Source organism: Pseudarthrobacter leeuwenhoeki, assembly GCF_055412885.1.
Window position 1 is genome coordinate 115,770 of the sequence record NZ_JBVAYY010000006.1, and the last position, 16,894, is coordinate 132,663.

17 protein-coding genes are annotated in these 16,894 nt (G+C 67.9%); 6 read left to right on the forward strand and 11 right to left on the reverse strand.

What is annotated here, in order from left to right; genetic code table 11:
• Positions 1-31: 31 nt before the first annotated feature.
• Positions 32-682 (reverse strand): GNAT family N-acetyltransferase, encoded by a 651-nt coding sequence (locus ACZYX4_RS06870; protein WP_463874733.1) that lies wholly within the window; start codon positions 680-682, stop codon positions 32-34.
• Positions 683-730: 48 nt separating this feature from the next.
• Positions 731-1,615: a hypothetical protein gene (locus tag ACZYX4_RS06875; protein ID WP_463874734.1), complete on the reverse strand. Its 885-nt coding sequence runs from the start codon at positions 1,613-1,615 to the stop codon at positions 731-733.
• A 59-nt stretch (positions 1,616-1,674) separates the two neighbouring features.
• Between ACZYX4_RS06875 and ACZYX4_RS06880 the strand changes: the two genes are divergently transcribed.
• Both ACZYX4_RS06880 and ACZYX4_RS06885 read left to right on the forward strand, forming a co-directional pair.
• Positions 1,675-2,235 carry a prepilin peptidase gene (locus ACZYX4_RS06880; protein ID WP_463874735.1) on the forward strand — a complete coding sequence of 187 codons (561 nt, stop codon included), beginning with the start codon at positions 1,675-1,677 and terminating at the stop codon, positions 2,233-2,235.
• Positions 2,236-2,397: 162 nt separating this feature from the next.
• Positions 2,398-3,066: a VWA domain-containing protein gene (locus tag ACZYX4_RS06885; RefSeq protein WP_463874736.1), complete on the forward strand. Its 669-nt coding sequence runs from the start codon at positions 2,398-2,400 to the stop codon at positions 3,064-3,066.
• Between the two features lie 106 nt (positions 3,067-3,172).
• Here ACZYX4_RS06885 and ACZYX4_RS06890 read toward each other — a convergent pair whose 3' ends face one another.
• From ACZYX4_RS06890 to ACZYX4_RS06900, 3 genes are all read right to left on the reverse strand, one after another.
• Positions 3,173-4,609: a class II fumarate hydratase gene (locus ACZYX4_RS06890; protein ID WP_463874737.1), complete on the reverse strand. Its 1,437-nt coding sequence runs from the start codon at positions 4,607-4,609 to the stop codon at positions 3,173-3,175.
• 72 nt (positions 4,610-4,681) lie between these two features.
• On the reverse strand, positions 4,682-5,296 hold the full coding sequence (locus ACZYX4_RS06895; RefSeq protein ID WP_463874738.1) for a carbonic anhydrase: 615 nt from the start codon (positions 5,294-5,296) through the stop codon (positions 4,682-4,684).
• A gap of 9 nt (positions 5,297-5,305) precedes the next feature.
• Positions 5,306-6,052, reverse strand: a complete 747-nt coding sequence (locus ACZYX4_RS06900; protein WP_463874739.1) for a DUF4245 domain-containing protein — start codon at positions 6,050-6,052, stop codon at positions 5,306-5,308.
• Between the two features lie 195 nt (positions 6,053-6,247).
• Here ACZYX4_RS06900 and glpX point away from each other — a divergent pair, with 195 nt between their 5' ends.
• Entirely contained in the window at positions 6,248-7,270 is a 1,023-nt protein-coding gene (glpX, locus tag ACZYX4_RS06905; RefSeq protein WP_463874825.1) for a class II fructose-bisphosphatase, read from the forward strand.
• A gap of 101 nt (positions 7,271-7,371) precedes the next feature.
• Complete coding sequence (gene galE / locus ACZYX4_RS06910) at positions 7,372-8,343, forward strand: UDP-glucose 4-epimerase GalE (RefSeq protein WP_463874740.1); 972 nt, start codon at positions 7,372-7,374, stop codon at positions 8,341-8,343.
• A gap of 285 nt (positions 8,344-8,628) precedes the next feature.
• On the opposite strand, the gene ACZYX4_RS06915 is transcribed toward galE, so the two are convergent.
• The 5 genes from ACZYX4_RS06915 to ACZYX4_RS06935 form a co-directional block, all read right to left on the reverse strand.
• Positions 8,629-9,621 (reverse strand): lipid II:glycine glycyltransferase FemX, encoded by a 993-nt coding sequence (locus tag ACZYX4_RS06915; protein ID WP_463874741.1) that lies wholly within the window; start codon positions 9,619-9,621, stop codon positions 8,629-8,631.
• Between the two features lie 4 nt (positions 9,622-9,625).
• Positions 9,626-10,921 carry a mannose-6-phosphate isomerase, class I gene (gene manA / locus ACZYX4_RS06920; protein ID WP_463874742.1) on the reverse strand — a complete coding sequence of 432 codons (1,296 nt, stop codon included), beginning with the start codon at positions 10,919-10,921 and terminating at the stop codon, positions 9,626-9,628.
• A gap of 56 nt (positions 10,922-10,977) precedes the next feature.
• The gene (locus ACZYX4_RS06925; protein WP_463874743.1) at positions 10,978-12,624 is read right to left on the reverse strand and encodes an LCP family protein; all 1,647 of its coding nucleotides are present in this window, start codon (positions 12,622-12,624) and stop codon (positions 10,978-10,980) included.
• Between the two features lie 10 nt (positions 12,625-12,634).
• Positions 12,635-13,159 carry a 5-(carboxyamino)imidazole ribonucleotide mutase gene (gene purE, locus ACZYX4_RS06930; RefSeq protein ID WP_463874826.1) on the reverse strand — a complete coding sequence of 175 codons (525 nt, stop codon included), beginning with the start codon at positions 13,157-13,159 and terminating at the stop codon, positions 12,635-12,637.
• Between the two features lie 80 nt (positions 13,160-13,239).
• Positions 13,240-14,388, reverse strand: a complete 1,149-nt coding sequence (locus tag ACZYX4_RS06935; RefSeq protein ID WP_463874827.1) for a 5-(carboxyamino)imidazole ribonucleotide synthase — start codon at positions 14,386-14,388, stop codon at positions 13,240-13,242.
• Between the two features lie 299 nt (positions 14,389-14,687).
• On the opposite strand from ACZYX4_RS06935, the gene ACZYX4_RS06940 reads away from it, so the two are divergent.
• Positions 14,688-15,248, forward strand: coding sequence for a GtrA family protein (locus tag ACZYX4_RS06940; protein WP_463874744.1), 561 nt, complete (start codon positions 14,688-14,690; stop codon positions 15,246-15,248).
• A 42-nt stretch (positions 15,249-15,290) separates the two neighbouring features.
• On the opposite strand, the gene ACZYX4_RS06945 is transcribed toward ACZYX4_RS06940, so the two are convergent.
• Entirely contained in the window at positions 15,291-15,995 is a 705-nt protein-coding gene (locus ACZYX4_RS06945; RefSeq protein ID WP_463874745.1) for a TIGR03089 family protein, read from the reverse strand.
• A gap of 348 nt (positions 15,996-16,343) precedes the next feature.
• Between ACZYX4_RS06945 and ACZYX4_RS06950 the strand changes: the two genes are divergently transcribed.
• Positions 16,344-16,886, forward strand: a complete 543-nt coding sequence (locus ACZYX4_RS06950) for a WhiB family transcriptional regulator (protein ID WP_463874746.1) — start codon at positions 16,344-16,346, stop codon at positions 16,884-16,886.
• Positions 16,887-16,894 lie beyond the last annotated feature (8 nt).

Below are 16,894 nucleotides of genomic sequence, written 5' to 3' on the forward strand. Positions count from 1 at the left end.
CCGCGCTTGGGAAAAGCCGGTGCCGAAGGTCCTAGGCCTCGATCCCCAGGTAGTTCGCCGTGGCGTCGTGGCCTGCCACATTCAGCTGCCAGTCGGGGCGTTTGAAAGCCTCGGGGGTGAGGCGGACTCTCTGGGCCTCCTGGCGCTGGCCGCCCCACGCGGCGCGGGTGGCGCCGTTGAGTTCGTAGCCGAGGGAACGCGAGACACCCAGCGACTGCTGGTTCCAGGTGGCCGCCTCGGATTCCGCGACCTCAGCGCCGAGCCAGTCGAAGGCATAGAGGGCGACGGCGGCGCGCATCTCCTTGCCAAATCCCCGGCCGTGGACGCTTTGCCGGAGCCAGGAGCCCGTGCTGACCGTCTTGAGCGTGGCGAAGTCCCTGGCCTCGATGTCCTGGCAGCCGATGAACTCGCCCCCGTGCCAGATGCCCAGCAGCAGGGTCCAATCCTGCGGCGACATGGTCCCGCGGCACCGCCAGTACCACTGCGCCATGTTCGGGCCGAGCTCCTCGGCAGGCGCCTCCGCCCACGGTCTGCTGAAGGGGCTGCGGCCGGGTTCGTGGATGCCGCTCAGGGCCGCCTCCACCGCCGCCGGGATCTCCTCGTCGCGGATGGGCCGCAGCACCAGGCGCGGTGTGGTCAGGGCAAGGCCAAAGGGCGGCCAGCAGCGGGCGAGCTCAGTCATCCGGGAAGCCTAGCGGCGCGGACGGCGCCCGGCCGGTTCCACGCGCCGTCAGCCCGCCGGGAGTTCCCAGCTGATGTGCCGGCGGACGTCCGTGAGGTTCATGGACTCGGCGAGGAACAGGTCATCCAGCATGTACTCGTCCACGCCCAGAATCCGGAGCCAGTGACCATACGCTCCCGGCCCGTGCCCTTCCCGTGCCTCCCCTTCCCGGGCCTCCCCTTCCCTTGCGGGGACTGCCTCGCCACCGTCCAGCCAGCGGCTGGCGACGCACACGCCCGTGCCGGCGTCGACCCTCACCAGCGTGCGGCCCGGGCGGCACAGCGGCGCGCCGGGGTGGCTGGGGCGGTAGCCGGGGTTCGGGGTGACGGTCGCCTCCAGGGCGGGGCGGCCCTCGTGGATCACTTCGGTGATGCTGCCCAGCTCCACTGCATTGGCGTTGGGGAATTCGAGCGGCACGGGGGCGTTGCCTGCCAGTTCCACCGGGTCCAGGGCGGCGGCGAATCGGCCGTTGCCGAAGCCGGGCTCGCCGTAGGCTGCTTCGGGGCGGCGCCGGACCAGGCCGCGGTCGTCGTAGACCGGGGTGACGAGGTGGGGCGGCAGCAACCAGGATTTCCTGGTGGAGCGGACATAAAACACGTCACGGGAATCATTGATGCCGGTCGTGCTTTGCAGGACCAGCCCGTCCGCTGTCTCCAGCCGCAGGGCGCCAGGGCGGCGCAGCCACGCCCGGACCAGATCCGGAGGCGGCGCTGTCTCGGTTCCCGCGGGATCGACGGCGAGGGGCCGGTCCAGGTATTCAAAGCGCAGCGACTGCCACTTCCACGGCGAGGAACGGCACAGGTGCCGGAATGCCGCCGTCTGTCCCGCGGGGTCCCCGGGCGTGCCCGGCCCGCGCGGGTTCGAGTGCGGGTTCGAGTTGTCCCATGCGGCCATAGCCACAGTTTACGCGCGGGCCCGGCACCGGCCGCCGGAATTTCCAGTAGCATCCGAGGGTGATCCATCGACTCGGCGGTCTGGGCGAAGTGACTCCGCTGGCCTACTGGCTGGTGCTTCTGGCGTGCGTTTACCTGGCGGTCGTGGCCGTCCGGCTCACGGTCATCGACATACGGCACCATCTGCTGCCGGACCGGATCGTCTTTCCGGCCTACGCCGTCGCCGGGGTGCTGTTGCTCGGCGCAGTCGCGGTCCACGCAGTGTCGGGAGCCACAGCCGCGGCGGCCGTGCCCGACGGCGGGGCCGGACTCTTCGGGGTGCCCGGGCTGCGTGTGGTGGCCGGGGGGGCGGCGCTGTGGCTCTTCTACTTCCTGCTGCGGGCCGTTTACCCGCCGGGAATGGGGTTTGGCGACGTCAAGCTGGCAGGCGTGCTCGGCATGTACCTGGGGTTCCTCGGCTGGCCGCATGTGTTTGCCGGGACCTTCGCGGCCTTCCTCCTGGGCGGATTGTGGAGCCTGGCACTGCTGGTTTCGCGGCAGGGCACGCTGAAATCGAGCATCCCCTTCGGGCCGTTCATGCTGGCCGGCACGGCCGCGGCCATGGTGCTCCTGCCGGCCTGACGGGTCCGCGCGGGCGCCGTTGTTGACATTGCTTAGGAGCCCGGACACCTGCGCCGACGTGATGTTCGCGCTTTTTGTCGGTGCCCGGCCATAGCCTGCTCCTGTCCAGCCAGCCGCTGGGAAAGGTTGGTCCGGGTGCGCCCGGACCGGGAATGGGGAAACATGACAGATTCAGCTCTGACGCACGTGTACGTCCTTCTGGACCGCTCCGGATCCATGAGTGCCATTGCCGACGACACCGTGGGCGGATTTGCAGCGTTCGTCCGGGAGCAGCAGTCGGTACCGGGCCGCTGCCGGCTGTCCCTGGCACAGTTCGACGACGTCTACGACCGGGTCTACGCTGCCGTGGACATCCGGGACGTTCCGCCGCTGGACTTGCAGCCGCGCGGCAGCACCGCCCTGCACGACGCCATGGTCCGGCTGATCGGGGAGGCCGGGGAGGAACTGGCCGCCCTCCCCGAAGAGCAGCGCCCGGGCACGGTGCTGGTGGCCGTACTGACCGACGGCCACGAGAACGCCTCCAGGGAGGCGACCGGGCCCATGGTGAAAGCCCTCGTGGAGCGGCAGCAGAGCCAGTGGGGTTGGCAGTTCACGTACCTGGGCGCCAACCAGGACGCCGTGCTGACGGCGGAGGGACTCGGTATCCGGGCCGAAGATGCGCTGACATACGCGGCCGGCAATGTGGACGCGGCTTTTTCCGGGCAGTCGGCCAAGACCCGCAGGTTGCGGGAGGCCCGCCTGGCCGGTGCCAGCATGGCGGACGCCGCCTCCGCCGCGGCCTACACCGCTGAGGAGCGGCGGGCCGCAGGGGGAGAGGTGCCGCCGCGCTAAAAGGTGCCGGCATTAAACAACGACGGCGGCCGGCACCTTTCGCTGGAAAGGTGCCGGCCGCCGTCGGAGCCTGCCGCGGCCAGGGGACTCGGCGGCTGGGACCGGGTTAGGCCTTGTGCGGCGGACGGGTCATGGACATGACGTCCAGGGCCGTGTCCAACTGCTCCTCGGTCAGTTCGCCGCGTTCCAGGAAGCCCATCGCCACCACGGTTTCGCGGATGGTGAGGCCCTCGGCCACGGCCTTTTTGGCGATCTTGGCGGCGTTCTCGTAGCCGATGAATTTATTCAGCGGCGTGACGATCGACGGGGAAGCCTCGGCCAGGAAGCGGGCACGCTCGACGTTCGCGGTGATGCCGTCGATCATCTTGTCGGCCATGACGCGGCTGGTGTTGGCCAGCAGACGCACGGATTCGAGCAGGTTGGCGGCCATCACGGGGATGCCGACGTTGAGTTCGAAGGCGCCGTTGGTGCCGGACCAGGCGATGGCGGTGTCGTTGCCGATGACCTGGGCGCAGACCATGATGGACGCCTCACAGATCACCGGGTTGACTTTGCCGGGCATGATCGAGGAGCCCGGCTGCAGGTCCGGGATCGAGATTTCGCCGAGGCCGGTGTTGGGGCCGGAGCCCATCCAGCGCAGGTCGTTGTTGATCTTCATGAAGGAGATCGCGATGTTGCGGAGCTGGCTCGAGGCCTCGATCAGGCCGTCACGGTTGGCCTGGGCCTCGAAGTGATCGCGGGCCTCGGTCAGCGGCAGGCCCGTGTCGGCGGCGAGCAGCTCGATGACGCGCTCCGGGAAGCCGGCGGGGGTGTTGATGCCGGTGCCGACGGCGGTGCCGCCGAGCGGAACTTCAGCGACGCGGGGAAGGGAGGCGTTGACGCGCTCGACGCCGTAGCGGACCTGCGCTGCGTAGCCGCCGAACTCCTGGCCCAGCGTCACCGGGGTGGCATCCATGAGGTGGGTTCGGCCGGACTTCACGACGTCCTTGAACTCGACGGCCTTGCGCTCCAGGGACTCCGCGAGGTAGCCCAGCGCGGGGATCAGGTCGTTGATCAGCGCCGACGTGGCGGCCACGTGGACCGAGGTGGGAAAAACGTCGTTGGAGGACTGCGAGGCGTTGACGTGGTCATTCGGGTGGACCACCTTGTCGCTGCCGGCGGCCTTGAGTGCGCGGGTCGCCAGTTCGGCAAGGACCTCGTTGGTGTTCATGTTGGACGAGGTGCCGGAGCCGGTCTGGAAAACGTCGATCGGGAAGTCGCCGTCGTACTTTCCGGCGGCGACCTCATCGGCAGCGTCCGCGATCGCCTGGGCGAGCTCGCCGTCGAGCACTCCCAGTTCTGCGTTGGCCTGCGCGGCGGCCTTCTTGACCCGGGCGAGGGCTTCGATGTGGGCGCGCTCCAGGGTTTTGCCGGAGATCGGGAAGTTTTCGACGGCACGCTGCGTCTGGGCACGGTACAGGGCGTTCACGGGAACCCGGACCTCACCCATCGTGTCGTGCTCAATGCGGAACTCTTCGGTGTTCAACTCTTCTGTGGAAGTCATGGGGCTAGCTTATTGGGCGGAGGCGTCCCACCGAAAACCGTGAAGGCCGTACTACCCGGCAGCCGCTGGAACCTAGAGCTGGCCGATTCCGGAAACGAGGTCCGCCCTGCCGTCGGCCAGGCTGTAGGCGAGGCCGATCACCGCCGCCCGGCCGCCCCCGACTGCATCAGAAATCACCCGCGAGCTGTCCACGAGCCGCTGCGACGTCTGCTTGACGTTCTCCACCACCATGTCGTTGACATCGCTCTGGTTGTTGCGCAGCGAGGTCAGCACCGACGGGGTGATGCGCTCGACGAGGCTGCGCATAAAGCCCACGGGCATCTGCCCGGTCTCCATGGCGTTCTTGGTGGCCGTGACCGCGCCGCAGCTGTCGTGCCCGAGGACCACGATCAGCGGCACGCCCAGGACACTGACGCTGTATTCGAGCGAGCCGAGGACGGCGTCGTCGATCACGTGTCCTGCGGTGCGGACCACGAAGGCATCACCAAGTCCCAGGTCGAAGATGATTTCAGCGGCGAGCCGGGAATCCGAGCAGCCGAAGATCACCGCGAAAGGGTGCTGGTTCTCGACGAGGGAGGATCGGCGGGACGCATCCTGGTTGGGATGGGACGAGTTGCCGGAGACGAAACGCTCGTTACCTTCGCGGAGGCGGCGCCAGGCAAGTGCGGGAGTGAGATAGGTGGCCACAGGCCTACCTTACGGTGAAGTGGCGGGGGAGGGCGAAACTGTCGCTTCCGAGGTGTTTCCGGGCGCCGCGGTGCCGGCCGTGCCGGAGTTGCTCTCGAGGTCCTTGACCACTGCTGCTGCCAGCACCGTGAATTCGTCCAGCTGGGCGGATCCGGTCAGGATCACGGTGGTGCCGGCGGCGTTGGCAAGCACCATGCTTTTCTCGCCCTTGCCGGTGTCGCGGAGCTCCCAGTCCCGTCCGCCGGCGCTGCGGGTGCCGGTCACGGGCGCGCTCTTCACCTGCTGCAGCAGCCAGGTCGGATTGGACTGCCGCGTCTGGACCAAGGCGATGAAGGACTCCCTGGGGGTGAGGTATCCGACCTCCCACGTCGGGACGCCGCTGCCCGTCCCGGATTCCCAGCGGGCGTAATTTGCACGGAATGCGTCGCCGGCAGAGGGGGCGGACGGTGTGAATCCCGCCACATCGGCGGCGTTGCGCGCCACGGAGCTGACGTCAATGTTGGGCCGGTAGCCGTCAGTCTTGGGCGCGGGGTTCATCAGGACGATGGGCAGGAACGCGGCGATGCTCAGGACCAGCGCAACGATCATGCCGATCACCGAAGCGTTTGCGCGCTTCGCCGCTCCGGCGCTCAGCACAGGCTTGACGGGCGGCTGGCCGGCGGTGCGGGGTGCTTCCGGTCCGGCAGTGCCGGCGGGGGAAGCGGGGGCTGAGGGGGGCGTTTCCTGCAATTCACTCACCCCTCTATAGTCGCCCATTCCGGGCCGATCTCACATTCGGCGGTGCCGGGCAGGCCGTTCACGGAACGGTCAATCCAAGACGCAGCTTTCCACCGCGACTATGATCAGTACCAGACGAGATCACAAACTAAGAATCATCGCGACGGATCGATCCTGTCCGTACGGATTCAATGATCGCCACTCGAAGAAGAGGTTCACGTGACACCAGCGCCAATGACCCAGAAGTACTCCACGCTTTCGCCGTCCCTCGCCGTCGGCATCGACGAGCCGGACCGCAACCTTGCTCTGGAACTGGTCCGCGTCACCGAAGCCGCCGCCATCGCCGGCGGCGGCTGGGTCGGGTACGGGGACAAGAACAAGGCCGACGGCGCCGCCGTCGACGCCATGCGCTCCTTCCTCCAGACCGTCCACTTCAACGGTGTTGTTGTCATCGGCGAAGGCGAGAAGGATGAAGCCCCGATGCTCTACAACGGAGAGCACATCGGTGACGGCACCGGCCCCGAGTGCGACGTCGCCGTCGACCCGATCGACGGGACGCGGCTGACTGCCCTGGGCATCAACAACGCCCTGGCCGTCCTCGCCGTTGCCGAGCGCGGTTCCATGTTCGACCCCTCCGCGGTCTTCTACATGGAGAAGCTCGTGACCGGACCGGAAGCCGCCGACATGGTTGACCTGCGCCTGCCGGTCAAGCAGAACCTGCACCTCATCGCCAAGGCCAAGGGCGTCAAGGTCAACCAGCTCAACGTGATGATCCTGGACCGCGACCGGCACCGGGGGCTCGTGGAGGAAATCCGCGAGGCCGGTGCCCGGACGAAGTTCATCATGGACGGCGACGTTGCCGGCGCCATCGCCGCGGCCCGCTCGGGCACCGGAGTGGACGCCCTGATGGGCATCGGCGGAACACCGGAAGGCATCATCACGGCCTGCGCCATCAAGGCCCTCGGCGGCGTGATCCAGGGCCGCCTGTGGCCCACCAGCGATGACGAGAAGCAGAAGGCCATCGACGCCGGCCACGACCTGGACCGGGTGCTGTCGACCAACGACCTCGTCTCCAGCGACAACTGCTACTTCGCCGCCACGGGCATCACCGACGGCGATCTGCTCAAGGGTGTGCGTTATTCCAAGGACAAGGTCCTTACCCAGTCCATCGTGATGCGTTCCAAGTCCGGGACCATCCGCTTTGTCGATGGCGAGCACCAGGCCAGCAAGTGGGAAGGCTACGCCCGCAGGGGTTAGCATTTTCGCAGGCTGAACCTCCGGATCCCGGGGCGCGTCCCGCGCCCCGGGATCCGCCGTTTCCAGCGGTTGGGCGGCACGGCATTGGGTAGGGTGGGTCCATGACATGGCTCGTAACAGGTGGCGCAGGATATATCGGTTCTCACGTGGTTTCCGCTTTGCGCGGGGCCGGGATGCAGGCGGTGGTGGTTGATTCGCTCTCCACCGGGCACCGCGAGTTCGTCCCGGACGACGTTCCGTTCGTGCACGGCAACATCCTCGACTCGGGACTGGTGGCCCGCACCATGCTGGACCACGGGGTGACCGGCGTGATCCACCTCGCCGGCTTCAAGTTCGCCGGCGTTTCGGTCCAGGAGCCGCTGCTCACCTACGAGCAGAACGTCACCGGCACGGCAGAATTGCTGAAGGCCATGGAACTCGCCGAGGTCGACAAGCTGGTCTTCTCCTCCTCCGCCGCCACGTATGGCACCCCCGCCGGGGATATTGTCACGGAAGACACCCCGACCCGGCCGGAATCCCCCTACGGCGAGAGCAAACTGATCGGCGAGTGGCTGATCCGCGACCAGGGCAGGGCGCGGGGACTGAAGCACACTTCGCTGCGCTACTTCAACGTCGTCGGCTCCGGCTCACCCGAACTCTACGACTCGAGCCCGCACAACCTCTTCCCGATCGTGCTCCGAGCACTGACCGCGGGGAAGACCCCCCGCATCAACGGCACCGACTACAACACCGCCGACGGCACCTGCGTGCGCGACTACGTGCATGTGGCCGACCTGGCGACCTCCCATGTCGCTGCCGCCCAGGCACTCGCCGCCGGCACGGCGCTGGAACGCGTCTACAACCTGGGGTCCGGCGACGGGCTCTCCGTCCGTCAGATCATGACGGCGATGGCCACGGTCACCGGTGTGGACTTCGAGCCGGAGATCGGGCCCCGCCGGGAGGGAGACCCGGACAGGATTGTGGCCGACGGCTCCCTGGCCGGACGCGATCTGGACTGGAAGATGCGGCACTCTGTCGAGGACATGGTCGCCAGCGCCTACGAGGCGCAGAAGAAAGCCTCCGCCGGACACTAGGAGCCCCGGGGGACATGCCCCGTGCTGGGGCCCGGGAGTGGACATGGTGGGTCTATGCCCATCCGTCAGGGCTGACGCGGGACATGCCCTGTGGCTGTACCCAGGAATGCGCTGCCACCGCGGGGCATGTCCAGTGCTGAGGCGCAGGACTGAATCACCGACGGGGGACATGTCCACCGGTCAGGGCTGACGCGGGACATGTCCATTTCCGGGGCCCGGGTGTGGACATGATGGGTGTATGTCCACCGGTCAGGGCTGACGCGGGACATGTCCGGTGGGGGAAGGCTAGCGGCGGAGCGCGCCGCGCAGCCGGACGGGCAGCGACCGGGCCGCCACGACGACGCGGCGGGCGGCCTGCGCGCCCTTCCGGGCCAGCTGGTATCCGTTGTAGCGCACCGTCCGCACCGGCAGGTCCCAGGTCCCGGGATACGCGACCTCGCGCCCGCCGAAGGATTTCTTGAAGGAAGTGAACCCCGCCCATTTGTGGTCGGGCTGGTCCGCGGGGGCCACACCCCAGAGATCCACCTGCTTCAGGCCCTTGTCCTTGGCATCGGCCATCAGGGTGACCAGCAGCGGAATCCCGGCGCTGAGCTTCCGGTGCGCGTCATCCAGCGCGGCGTGGGCATAGGTGCGGGTGTCCGCGGAGTCGTATGCGAGAGCCGCAGCAATCGGCTCACCCTCGAACTCGGCGATGAAGAGTGTCGCGGCACCTGCCGGCATCAGTGAGCGGGCGACCTGGGTGAGATAGTCGTCGCTCTGCGGTTTGAAACCGCTGCGCGCCGCCGTCAGCTGCAGGAATCCCAGCAGGACCGGGATCTCCTCCGGGTCCCGGCTGGAACGGAACGTCACGCCCTTCTTGTGGATGTTCCGGTACAGGTTGCGGTTCGCCGGCTTCATATCCGCCAGGACGTCCTTGAAATCCCGGTCCAGGTCCACGACCCAGGTGAGTTCCGGCTGCTGGTTGGCCGGGGCGGGGCGGAGGCCGCGCATCCGCAGGAACGCATCCGCGTCGGCGGCCGTCAAGCCGGCGTCGACCGGTTCGATGCGGACAAACACGGCCCCGCAGCTGCGGGCCAGCTCCGTCAGTGCCGCCAGGGCGGCGTCGAACGCGGCCAGTGAAGCGGCCACCGGGCCGTAGGGTGCGTAGAGCAGCTTCCCCGCCGGGTTGCTTTCCTCGATGGCCAGGAAACTCCAGCCGGGGCCCGAGCGCTCGTGCACGGTCCGCCCCAGGGCACGTTGGAAGCCGGCCCACGCGGGGCTCTGCAGGAAGTGGTCCACGGTCTCAGGCTTTCAATGCGGTGGTGACGGCGAAGGCCAGGGCGGTCCCGGTGGCACCGGCTGCGGCGTGGGCATTGACCGGCGCCTCGGCCGCGGGCAGGAAAGCGCTCGCGCCGCGATCCAGCCGCAGTTCACCCTTGGGAGAGTCCAGGAGTACAGAACCGGAGACCACGAGGATGACGGCGGCCCCCGACTGCGCCAGCGGGACGGGCTCCGCGCCGGGCTTGAGCTCGACGCGCTGCAGCTGGAATTCCCGGAACGGCGGCCGGAAGACTTCCTGTCCCAGCATCGTCGTCTCGGGACTGAGCGTCGGCACGGCGACGGCCTCGAAGGCGACGGTGCGGAGCAGTTCCGGCACGTCCACGAACTTCGGGGTCAGCCCGCCGCGCAGCACGTTGTCCGAGGAGGCCATGACCTCGACGCCGAGGCCGTGCAGGTAGGCGTGGATATTGCCGGCCGGCAGATAGACAGCCTCGCCCGGCGCCAGCGAGATCCGGTTGAGCAGCAGTGAAATCAGCACGCCCGGATCGCCCGGGTACTGCCCATGGAGCGTGACGACGGTGGACAGCTCCGCCTGGTACGGCGCAGTCGGGGCACCGGAGACCAGCGCCGCCACAATCGCGGCCGTCGCCTCCGCGACGTCCCCGCCGCCGGAGATCAGCCGTTCGAAGGCCGAGCGGAGGGCCGTGGGCTCATCGTGCTGCGCCAGATCCTCCAGCAGCAGCGGAACGAGCGGCGGCAGTTCCAGGCCTGCCAGCTCAAAATCAGCCACCAGCACCTGGAAAACGGCACGGGCCTCCGGTGCCGGCCGGAAGCCGCACAGCGCCTCGAACGGTGTCAGCGCCAGGATCAACTCCGGCTTGTGGAAGGCGTCCTTGTAATTGCGTTCCGCCGCCGCGCGGTCGACACCGGCGGCCTCCTCACGGGCAAACCCTTCCCGGGCCTGCTCGAGAGTCGGGTGCACCTGGAGGGAGAGGGGGCTCTCGGCGGCCAGGACCTTGAGCAGGAAGGGTAGCCGGGGGCCGAATTCGGCCACGCTGTCGCTGCCCAGGTGGTGCTCCGGATCTTCCGCGATCAGCGCATCCAGGGCCCGTCGTCCGCCGTCGTCCGCGACCGCGGCGTGGGCGCCCGTCGATCCGGCGCCGCCGGCCGGACTGAGCGCCACCGAGGGGGAGTCCGGGTGCGCACCGATCCACAGCTCCGCCTCCGGCCGGCCGGAGGCCACCCTGCCGAGGAGCCCGGCGATGGCTGTTGTGGAACCCCAGGCATAGGGCCGAAGGACATTTTGAAGTTCGTACACTGCCGGGTGTCCCTATCTGTTACGGAAGGCTGCGGGGAAAGACTGGTCGGAAGGAACTACAGCGGCGCGCACTGGCCGTTGGTGGCCACCAGGTCGCGGATCGACTGTTCATCGCCGTTGCGCTTGAACTGGTTGAGCATCTCGACGGTGATCGGCTCGCCGTCCGGCGTGGTGGTCACCGGGGTAAAGTCCGACGTCGACGGCGCGGGCTGGGTGCCGGGGAGGGCGCGGGGCACCGAGCCGGCAGCCGACAGCGGGCCGGGTGCGGCGTCCATCTGGCGGAAGCCGTCGTCGGCGGGACCTGCCTCGGGAGCGGGTCCGAGGAGCGCGTGGACCCTTTGGTGGATCTGGTCGAAGTCCGGGACTGTGGAGAAGGACGCGTTGAAGTCGGGCGGTCCGATGGTCAGCCGGCTCATTTCCTGGCCTTTGGCCTTCATCGCCAGGTCCACAAAGCTGCCGAGCTGGCCGGCGGAGATGTTGGAGTCGACCACTTTGGTGCCGGCGCTGGCGATGTCCTCGAACTTGGTCAGGAGGGTCGCCGGATCCAGCTGTTTGAGCATGGCCTGCTGGACACACTGCTGCCGGGCGATCCGGGCGTAGTCGTCCACGAATTCACGCGAGCGGCCGTACCAGAGGGCATGATGGCCGTCCAGCGTGTTGTCGCCGGCCGGGATCCAGCCCAGCGGCATGCCGTGGATTCCATTGGCTTCGTCGATGGTTGCGCCGCTGATCGGGACCCAGCCGCCGGCCTTGATCCGGATGCCGCCCATGGCATCAATGAGTTTGGCGAAGCCCTCCATGTCCACCAGCACATAGGCCTGGACCGTGATGCCCAGGCTCCCGGACACGGCCTCCATCGTGGCCTGCGCGCCCGGGTCGGCAACACCGGGGTAGAGGTCCTGGTGCTCGTTGGTGACCTCGGTGTTGATGGCGTTGATGAGGCATTCATCGCCGCAGTCGTAGCCGTCGGGGTAGATCTTGCGCATCGGTGAGTCTTTGCTGAACTGCGCGTTCTGGAGGTTGCGGGGCACCGAAATGATGGCGGTCTGGCCGGTCTCTGCGTCCACGCTGATCACCGAGAGGCTGTCCGGACGGCGGCCGGTGCGGTCCGCGCCGGCGTCGCCGCCCATCATCAGGAAGTTGTACCGGCCCTCCGAGGGCTCCATCGCCGGTCCGTTGGAGAAGATGTCGCCGATGGCGCCGCGGCTGACGTTGAGCAGGTAGGCGGCGTAGCCCAGCGACCCGCTGCTGAGGATCATGGCCAGCACCAGGGCGCCCACGACGGCGGGGCGCACACCGGGCGCCAGCAGCGCGGGACGGATCAGCCGGAGGGTGTTGAGGAAGAGCGCTGCCCAGCCGATCGCCAGCGCGACCAGGCCGATGACCAGCAGCAGTGACGTCAGCGGGTTGGTGATCAGGTTGATCAGCGTTGGCCGGGATGCCAGGAGGAGCACCGCTGCGAGGATGGCCAGCAGCCAGACGGTGAGGGTGACTCTCAGTGCCTTCCGCCCCAGCCTCCGGTTGCCGGCAACAATCTGGGCACTGCCGGGCACCAGCAGTGTCATCAGGACCAGCAGGAAGGCACGCTTGGTCAGGACCGGCGCGGCTGCTCCCGAGGGATACCGGACAGGATCCGTGCGGGACGGAGCGGCCGTCCGGTTCCGTGGCGCAGTCTGGCTGGACGGGGCAAAACTCTTGGTCATCTGGCGATCCTTAACGGCTGCCCCGGGCAACGACGTTAGCGTCCGCGAAGACTTCGCTCACCTTGCGCCGCAGGTTTGCGCCCTTCCGGGTGGCGGCGTCATTGAGCTCCTGGGCGAAGGTGACCAGTTCGGCGCGGAGCTGGGCGGCCAGCGGATCCGTTCCGGAGGCCAGCATGCGCACCGCCAGCAGACCGGCGTTCCGTGCCCCGCCGATGGATACTGTCGCGACCGGAACCCCGGCGGGCATCTGGACGATGGAGAGCAGGGAGTCCATGCCGTCGAGGGTCTTGAGCGGCACCGGGACTCCGATGACCGGCAGCGGCGTGACCGAGGCGAGCATGCCCGGCAGGTGGGCGGCGCCGCCGGCGCCGGCGATGAGGACACGCAGCCCGCGCTCATGGGCGCTCTGGCCATACCGGATCATTTCCAGCGGCATCCGGTGTGCGGAGACAACATCGGCCTCAAAGGGGATGCCAAATTCGGCGAGGGCCTCGGCAGCAGCCTCCATCACGGGCCAGTCGGAGTCCGAGCCCATGACGAGCCCGACGATCGGGGCACCGCCGTCCGCGGCTGCCGGGAGCCGGGCGTCCGTGGACGGGACTGTGCTGCTGCTGCTCATGCGTTCTCCTCGGGTGCTCCCGCTGCGGTGCGGGACTGGGCCCTTCCGTTCCGGATGATGTTGGCGACCGTGGCGGCGCGTTTGCGCACCGACTCGACGTCGGCCACAGAGCCGCCGACGAGGTTGACATGGCCGATCTTGCGGCCGGGCCGGACGGCCTTGCCGTAGCAGTGGACCTTCGCGGCGGGTTCGCTGGCAAGGGCTGCGGGATAGGCGGAGAACAAATTCAGGTTCTCGCCGCCCAGGAAGTTCTTCATCACGACGACGGGTCCCAGCAGGTCCGTGGCGCCAAGCGGCAGGTTGAGGATGGCACGGAGGTGCTGTTCGAACTGGCTGGTCACCGAGCCGTCCTGGGTCCAGTGGCCGGTGTTGTGCGGGCGCATGGCGAGCTCGTTGATCAGGAAACCCGCTCCGTGTCCGGGGGTTTCGAACAGCTCGACGGCCATCACGCCGGTGACGCCGAGTTCGCTGGCGATCCGGAGGGCGGCATTTTCGGCCGCGGCCGCGACCTCGAGCGGGATGTCCAGCGCCGGGGCGATGACTTCGTCGCAGACGCCGTCGACCTGGACCGTGTGCACCACGGGCCAGGCCCGCGCCTCACCGTCCGGTGTCCGTGCCACCAGGGCGGAGAGTTCGCGGCTGAATTCCACCTTCGCCTCCGCGAGCAGCGGTGACATCGCCTCGAACCAGGCCGCGGTGTCCGCGGCATCCGCCGCGGAGTCCACGATCCGCACGCCCTTGCCGTCGTAGCCGCCGCGCGGGGTCTTCAGGACGACCGGCCAGCCGATGTCCTCGCCGAACGCGACCAGCCCGGCGACGTCGTCGACCGCGGCCCAGCGCGGATTGGGCAGTTCCAGTCTGTCGATGGCCGCCCGCATCACGAGCTTGTCCTGGGCGTTGACCAGCGCGTCCGGTCCGGGATGGACGTTCACGCCGGCCCGCTGCAGGGAACGGAGGTGTTCGGTGGGGACGTGCTCGTGGTCGAACGTCAGCACGTCCAGGCCGCGGGAGAACTCGAGGAGATGGTCCAGGTCGGTGTAGTCACCGACCGGGGCATTGGCCACGGCTGAGACGGCTGAGACGTCCTTACCTTCGGCAAGGACGCGGAGCTCGAAGCCCAGGGCGGTGGCCGCAGGGGCCATCATTCGGGCGAGCTGGCCGCCGCCAACCACACCGATCACAGGAAAAGTCACAAGTCCCAGCCTACCGAAAACCTCGCCATATCCCGGCTTTTGGACCTCCCGGTGCGGGTTCCGGGCGGCCGCGGGCCCTTTTTTGGCTCAGTTGTCGAGGGCAGTCCCGGACATTTTGACCGGCGTCCGGACGGCGTCCGGGGTGCGCAGTTGCGCCCGGCGGACCGGCCTCCGGGGCGGGCCGCGGGCAATCGGCGCTAAAATGGGCCGTTGGCCCAATGGCCGACAGTTCAAAAAGGCCACGGAGGGTCATGATTACTACACTCAGCGAGCGCTTGCGCGGGCTCGCCTCACTCTTCTGGCGCGAAGTGGCCAAATTCGGTGCGGTGGGCGGTGTCGCGTTCATCATTGACAACGGCCTCACGTATTACCTGATGCACGGCCCGATGACCGACAGCGAGGCCAAGGCCCGCTTTGTCGGCGCCAGCATCGCAACGGTTTTCTCCTGGATCGCGAACCGCTTCTGGACCTTCCGCCACCGCCGCCAGGACAATGTGCTCCGGGAGTTCGGGATGTTCATCCTGATCAACGGCATCGGCATTGGCATTTCCACCGGCCTCACCGCCCTGGCCAAGTACGGCTTCGGCGTCACGGACAAGAACACGCTGTTCGCTGCCGGCGTTGTTGGCATCCTGGTGGCCACCGTGGTGCGCTTCTTCGCCTACCGATTCCTGGTCTTCAACAAGGAACTCGACGAAGAGCCGGAGTTCTCGCACGACCACGAAATCATCGAACGGCACCCGCACCCCAGCCCCGCCGTCGGGAACAGCCGCGCCGTCAAGGGCCCGGAGCTGCCGGGCCCGCCGGCCTAGGTAGAGCCGGCAGGCTCCGCACCCCACGATGCCGGGGGGCGTTCAGCTGCCGTTGATGCGCTCGTCCGCGAGCAGCTTCTCCGTGACCGAGACTCCGGGGTGCACCAGCACCACCGAACCGTCCCTCTTCCAGGCACCCAGGCACTGGGCCAGTGCGGCCTCCAGGCCGTCACCGGCGGTCACCAGCAGCCGGACGCCGTCGTCGTGCGCGGCCGCGAAGCCCGCCAGCAGGTCAGTGTGGGTGTGTTCCGTCCCCGCGGCGGCCGCTATGGCCCGCCGCGACGCTTCCGGATCCACGTGCGGCATAAAGACGTCCCCGTGGGAGCGCACCTCGGCGGCGTAGTCCACAACGCCGGTGGGCAGCTCGCCCTGCCACCGCATTGCCAGTGCCGGCAGTGCCACTGCCAGGACGGAGTCGAACGCCCCCTGCGCCGCCCCGGGTCCCGGGTCGGCGGTGGCCAGCAGTTCGGCCTCCGCATCGTCGCACACGACCTCCATGCCGAGCTGCCAGGCGGCGAGGGCGAGGATCACGGACTTCCAATGGGCCGGAAGATCCAGCCGCAGCCTCGTCCCCGGTTCGGCGTCGAGCTCGTCCTGCAGGAGGTTGCTGGTCTTCGCCACCCAGTTGTCCAGCACCCGTCCGGAGAGCTCGACCCGCTCGGACCCGGGACCGTACCAGGTCAGCCGGGGGGAGGTGGAATGGCCGGAACGCAGGGCTGTCATCAGTTCGATTGCCGGGATACTCATGGAGTCATCCTGCCACGGCGGCCAGTAGTGTGATCTGCGGCATAGGTATTCGGGCGTCCAAAAACAGGTATCCCGCCCTATACCGGGAAGTTCCCCGTAAATTCAGCAAAATTTCTCCTAAGTACTCAGTGCGCTGAGAAAATCCGCGCATTCTCCGGGGTGTCGCCCAAAAATCCCGGGCGTGGCGTGCCCCGCTTTTGGGCCTCGCGTTGATTAGTATCGCCCCCGTGGCTTGACTGAGGGTACTTACACACGTGTAATTAGGTATTCGAAAGCCGATGAGCGGAAACCGGCACTCAACCGAGTGTCCCAGGTTAGGCAAAGGCTGCAAATCAGAGAGGAACGCCAATGGGGCTAGCAGAGCGTATCCATGAAGAGGCCGTCGTTGCTGGGCAGGCCACGGCTAAATACCGGTCACGCGGGGTGCCGAGCGACTGGTATGTCGATCCGGCCGATCCGGACGCGGCAGACCGCTTCAACGAACATACCAAAGACACGCTGCAGGACCAGGCGACCGCCTTCCTCGCGGCGCACGACGAACTTCTGTCCGGTCCGGACCAGGACAACGATCTTCACGATCCGCCGATGGAACTCCAGACCCTCCACGCGGGCACCACCACGCAGCCGGTATGGATCGGATTGCCCTCCCAGCAGGACTTCGACGACGAAGGCGAGCTGGGCTGGCAGACGGACGCGCTCTGCGCGCAGACCGACCCGGAGGCATTCTTCCCCGAGAAGGGTGGCTCGACCCGCGACGCCAAGAAGGTCTGCGGTGCGTGCAACGTCCGCTCGCAGTGCCTGGAATACGCCTTGTCCAACGACGAGCGTTTTGGCATCTGGGGTGGCCTCTCCGAGCGCGAGCGGCGCCGGCTTAGGAAGCGAGCGATCTAATTCTTCAA

What these genes read in the sequence shown, in the direction of transcription:
- ACZYX4_RS06870 (WP_463874733.1), bottom strand. Translation starts at nt 682, where the DNA reads ATGACTGAGCTCGCCCGCTGCTGGCCGCCCTTTGGCCTTGCCCTGACC.
- ACZYX4_RS06875 (WP_463874734.1), bottom strand. Translation starts at nt 1,615, where the DNA reads ATGGCCGCATGGGACAACTCGAACCCGCACTCGAACCCGCGCGGGCCG.
- ACZYX4_RS06885 (WP_463874736.1), top strand. Translation starts at nt 2,398, where the DNA reads ATGACAGATTCAGCTCTGACGCACGTGTACGTCCTTCTGGACCGCTCC.
- ACZYX4_RS06890 (WP_463874737.1), bottom strand. Translation starts at nt 4,609, where the DNA reads ATGACTTCCACAGAAGAGTTGAACACCGAAGAGTTCCGCATTGAGCAC.
- ACZYX4_RS06900 (WP_463874739.1), bottom strand. Translation starts at nt 6,052, where the DNA reads ATGGGCGACTATAGAGGGGTGAGTGAATTGCAGGAAACGCCCCCCTCA.
- glpX (WP_463874825.1), top strand. Translation starts at nt 6,248, where the DNA reads ATGACCCAGAAGTACTCCACGCTTTCGCCGTCCCTCGCCGTCGGCATC.
- galE (WP_463874740.1), top strand. Translation starts at nt 7,372, where the DNA reads ATGACATGGCTCGTAACAGGTGGCGCAGGATATATCGGTTCTCACGTG.
- ACZYX4_RS06925 (WP_463874743.1), bottom strand. Translation starts at nt 12,624, where the DNA reads ATGACCAAGAGTTTTGCCCCGTCCAGCCAGACTGCGCCACGGAACCGG.
- purE (WP_463874826.1), bottom strand. Translation starts at nt 13,159, where the DNA reads ATGGGCTCGGACTCCGACTGGCCCGTGATGGAGGCTGCTGCCGAGGCC.
- ACZYX4_RS06935 (WP_463874827.1), bottom strand. Translation starts at nt 14,388, where the DNA reads ATGATGGCCCCTGCGGCCACCGCCCTGGGCTTCGAGCTCCGCGTCCTT.
- ACZYX4_RS06940 (WP_463874744.1), top strand. Translation starts at nt 14,688, where the DNA reads ATGATTACTACACTCAGCGAGCGCTTGCGCGGGCTCGCCTCACTCTTC.
- ACZYX4_RS06945 (WP_463874745.1), bottom strand. Translation starts at nt 15,995, where the DNA reads ATGAGTATCCCGGCAATCGAACTGATGACAGCCCTGCGTTCCGGCCAT.
- ACZYX4_RS06950 (WP_463874746.1), top strand. Translation starts at nt 16,344, where the DNA reads ATGGGGCTAGCAGAGCGTATCCATGAAGAGGCCGTCGTTGCTGGGCAG.